Genomic DNA, 4,126 nt, shown 5'->3' on the forward strand with positions numbered 1-4,126 from the left:
TCTACGATCCGCCTGGTGTAGGCGGTACGCACGTCATGTATGTACTGCATCATGCCGATAAACCATCGCTCTATCACGGCCTGCCGGAGAATCCCCGCATCAGTCCGCTGGTCGGCTTGTGGAAAGGCGCCGCCAAGCCGCTGGCGCTGGCCGGCATCGCGCTCACCGCGCTCGCGGGATTTTTCCACTATATCAAGGTCGGGCCGAACGAAGTCACGGATGACGACCAGGCTGCAGAAGAGGAAGAGTCACGCGCGTCGAAACGCGCCGCCCTGCTCACCACCCCCGAGAACAATGCAAACGATCCCAATATCAGCGGACAGGATCTGCCACCATGAACAACTCTGACAACGCCGAACGAGATGTAAAAAAAGACAGCATCGTCCGTTACAACGCCGGCGAGCGCATCAATCACTGGGTGGTCGCCATCACGTTCGTGGTACTGGCGCTGTCCGGACTGGCCTTGTTTCACCCCGCCATGTTCTGGCTCAGCTTCGTACTGGGCGGCGGCCCCTGGACCCGCATCCTGCATCCGTTTATCGGCTTAGTAATGTTCGCCTGCTTTATGCTGCTGGCCCTGCGCTTCTGGCGGCACAACCTGATCAGCAAAAATGACATCGCCTGGCTGGAAAATGTTGGCGATGTCATCAACAACCGCGAAGAAAACCTGCCGCCGGTAGGCCGTTACAACGGTGGCCAGAAACTGCTGTTCTGGGTCATGATCGCCTGCATGGCTGGCTTGCTGCTGTCCGGCATCGTCATCTGGCGCGCCTGGTTTTCCTGGCTGTTCCCGATCTTTGTGATCCGGCTCGCTGTCGTATTGCATGCGCTGTGCGGCTTTGGGCTGATCGTCGGCATCGTTGTGCATATCTATGCAGCGATCTGGGTCAAGGGAACGGTCGGCGCCATGACGCGCGGTACGGTGAGCCGCGCCTGGGCACGCAAACATCATGCGGATTGGTACCGGAAAATGACGGGAGAATAAAATCAGTTGCGCAACCCTTGCAAGATAATTAAGCTACGTTGGTAACTTGTGTTTCAAAAGGTATTTCGCGAAAATAGACAGCGGCCAGCTTTTCCGCGGTTTCCGCGGGTTTTCAATTCCCGCGAAAAAACAAGGAACTACCTTGCAACGTATCCTCGAACCCGGCGAAATCGAAGCACTGGATCACAACGCGATTCCTCGCATACGTTTGCCACAACGCGCCAGCATGTTTAGCGACCGCGCACAACGCCTGAAACAGCTGGCGGCAGGCAACCCCATCGGCGACTACCTGAAGCTGATGGCGTTGCTGGCAGAAATTCAACAAACTGCATTGAACCGATTAGCCGGCGAACCGAACGATCAGGCACAGGATCAAGCCCGCAATAATCTCGCCCAGACGCATCTGATGCCGTTGATTCTCGTCACCGATCAAGTGCGCAACCCGCATTGGCAAACGGTACTGGACCAATTGTTGGAGCAACTTGCCAAATCCACGGATATGCCGCTGCAGCTAACCGGGTTGATAGAACGCATTCAACAAAGCAGCGCCAACCAGCACGACAGCCAGGCCGAGGCTATTTTGCGGCGAAACAATGAAATCGTCGACCCGGCCAGTGCGCCGTTCTACACAGCAGCCTTGCAGGTGATATGCAGCGATCTTGTGACGCGTTTCCAGGTTCGCGATGTGCCGCTGCTCGATACCCCGGGTTTATGCCCGTGCTGCGGTTCGATGCCGGTCGCCAGCGTGGTGCGGATGGACGGGCAATCACAAGGCCACCGCTATCTGCAATGCGGCATGTGCGCCGCAGAATGGCATATGGTGCGCATCAAGTGTTCCTATTGCGATTCCACCAAAGGCATCGCTTACCAATCCATTGAAGATGAACTGGCGCCGGGCGCGGCCAGCACTAAAGCCGAGACCTGCGACGAATGCCACAGCTGGCTGAAAATTTTTTATCAGGAAAAGGATCCGTATGTGGAACCGGTTGCCGACGACCTGGCGAGTTTGACGCTGGATCTGTTGATGGGTGAAACCGACTATATCCGGCGCCAAGGCAACCCGCTGTTGTGGCAAGCGGCGGAGGGCTGAATGACAGGCGCAATGTCGTTGGTCAGTCCGCTCCTGGCCGCCGCCAGTGACATTCCTGCCGTCGACCGCGTTCTGAACCTGTCGCAAACCCAGCCCTTGCTCGCGCAATATGGACGCACCCAGGTGACCGCCGCCGTACGCAAGCTTCTGGATGAATTCAGGAGCCAGGCGCTGGCCGGAAAACTTGCTGCCAGCGCGGTTGACGACGCCAGCTTGAGCTCCTGCCTGGAGCGGCAACTGGCTGCTGCCAGCCGCTTGCATCTGCGTGCGATATTCAATCTCACCGGCACTGTTCTGCACACAAATCTGGGGCGTGCGCTGCTGCCGGATGAAGCAGTGCAGGCCGTCATCAGTGCGCTGACCAATCCCGCCAATCTTGAATTCGATCTGGAAACCGGCGGCCGCGGCGACCGCGACAGCCTGGTGGAAGACGTATTGTGCGAACTCACCGGCGCCGAAGCGGCCACCGTCGTCAACAACAACGCCGCCGCAGTATTCCTGATGCTGAACGCGCTGGCGCAAAAGAAAGAAGTCATCGTCTCGCGCGGCGAGCTGGTGGAAATCGGCGGCGCATTCCGGGTTCCCGACATCATGCAGCGCGCCGGCGCCAAGCTGATCGAAGTCGGCACTACCAACCGCACTCATCCCGCCGACTATGCCAATGCCATCACGGCGCGCTGCGCGATGCTGATGAAAGTCCATTGCAGCAATTACGCTATCAGCGGCTTCACCAGCAGCGTCGAAATCGCCGCACTGGCAGAACTGGCGCGACCGCACGGCATTGCCGTCACAGTCGATCTCGGCAGCGGCACGCTGATCGACCTGACGCAATGGGGCTTGCCGGCAGAGACCACCGTACGGGAAACCATCCGCCAAGGCGCTGACCTGGTCACCTTCAGCGGCGACAAGCTGCTGGGCGGACCGCAAGCCGGCATCATCGTCGGCCGCGCGGACCTGATCCGCCTCATCAAGAAAAATCCGCTGAAGCGCGCACTGCGCGTCGGCAAACTCACACTGGCGGCGCTGGAGCCGGTATTGCGCCTGTATCTGGCGCCGGAATTTCTGGCGCAGCGTCTTACCACCCTGCGCTTGCTGACCCGTCCGCAAACGCTGATACGGGCCCAGGCAGAACGTCTGCTACCGCTACTGCAGAGCGTGCTGGCAGACCGATATTCCGTCACTGCTGAAGCGATGTTCAGCCAGATCGGCAGCGGCGCGTTGCCGGTCGATCAGTTGCCAAGCTACGGCCTGGCGCTGCGCGCCGGGAATGCCGCCAACGGCGGCAAACGCCACGGCCGCGCGCTCGACAAACTGGAAAAAGCGCTGCGGCAATTGCCGCGCCCGGTCATCGGCCGCATCGCCAACGATGCGCTGTGGCTGGATTGCCGTTGCCTGGAAGAGCATGACGAAGCCTTGTTCAACGCTCAGTTGCAGGATTTGTCCCTATGATCGTCGGCACCGCCGGACATGTCGATCACGGCAAGACCACGCTGATCAAGGCGCTGACCGGGGTCGATACCGACCGTCTCAAGGAAGAACAGGAGCGAGGCATTTCGATTGAACTCGGCTATGCCTACACTGCGCTGCCAAACGGCGAAGTGCTGGGATTCATCGACGTCCCCGGCCACGAGCGCCTGGTGCACACCATGGTGGCAGGCGCATCCGGCATCGACTTCGCGCTGTTCGTCATCGCCGCCGATGACGGCGTCATGCCGCAAACCCGCGAGCACCTGGAAATCCTGCAATGGCTGGGAGTTGATGCCGGCGCGGTAGCCTTGACCAAAATCGACCGTGTCGACCAGGCACGCGTTGCGGAGGTCGCCAATGAGATTCAAGAGCTGCTGGCAGACACAAAGCTGGCAGGCGCGCCGATTTTTTCCGTTGCGGCGCATCTCCCGCGGGACGCCGGTACGACTGCCTTGCAACAGCATTTGCATGCAACGGCACAAAGCTTGCCGCCGCATCGCGCCGACGGATTCTTCAGGCTGGCGATAGACCGGGTATTCACCCTGCCAGGACACGGCACAGTGGTAACCGGAACTGCTTTCTCG

5 protein-coding genes are annotated in these 4,126 nt (G+C 59.7%); all 5 read left to right on the forward strand.

What is annotated here, in order from left to right:
- On the forward strand, positions 1–338 hold a 338-nt coding region (locus ABI171_RS09585), incomplete at its 5' end, for a formate dehydrogenase N subunit beta transmembrane domain-containing protein (protein WP_348092338.1).
- A complete protein-coding gene (locus ABI171_RS09590; RefSeq protein ID WP_348092339.1) occupies positions 335–985 on the forward strand; it encodes a formate dehydrogenase subunit gamma in 651 nt (216 codons plus the stop codon). The genes ABI171_RS09585 and ABI171_RS09590, both read left to right, overlap by 4 nt.
- A gap of 142 nt (positions 986–1,127) precedes the next feature.
- On the forward strand, positions 1,128–2,075 hold the full coding sequence (gene fdhE / locus ABI171_RS09595) for a formate dehydrogenase accessory protein FdhE (RefSeq protein WP_348092340.1): 948 nt from the start codon (positions 1,128–1,130) through the stop codon (positions 2,073–2,075).
- Positions 2,076–3,524, forward strand: coding sequence for an L-seryl-tRNA(Sec) selenium transferase (selA, locus tag ABI171_RS09600; RefSeq protein ID WP_348092341.1), 1,449 nt, complete (start codon positions 2,076–2,078; stop codon positions 3,522–3,524).
- Positions 3,521–4,126 (forward strand): selenocysteine-specific translation elongation factor (gene selB, locus ABI171_RS09605; protein ID WP_348092342.1); only part of this gene is annotated, 606 nt, incomplete at its 3' end. The genes selA and selB, both read left to right, overlap by 4 nt.

Source organism: Collimonas sp. (genome assembly GCF_039923675.1).
In the GTDB taxonomy this organism is placed as follows: Bacteria; Pseudomonadota; Gammaproteobacteria; order Burkholderiales; family Burkholderiaceae_D; genus Collimonas.

Excerpts from the sequence above, each read along its gene's own strand:
- ABI171_RS09590 (WP_348092339.1), top strand. The coding sequence starts at position 335 with ATGAACAACTCTGACAACGCCGAACGAGATGTAAAAAAAGACAGCATC.
- selA (WP_348092341.1), top strand. The coding sequence starts at position 2,076 with ATGACAGGCGCAATGTCGTTGGTCAGTCCGCTCCTGGCCGCCGCCAGT.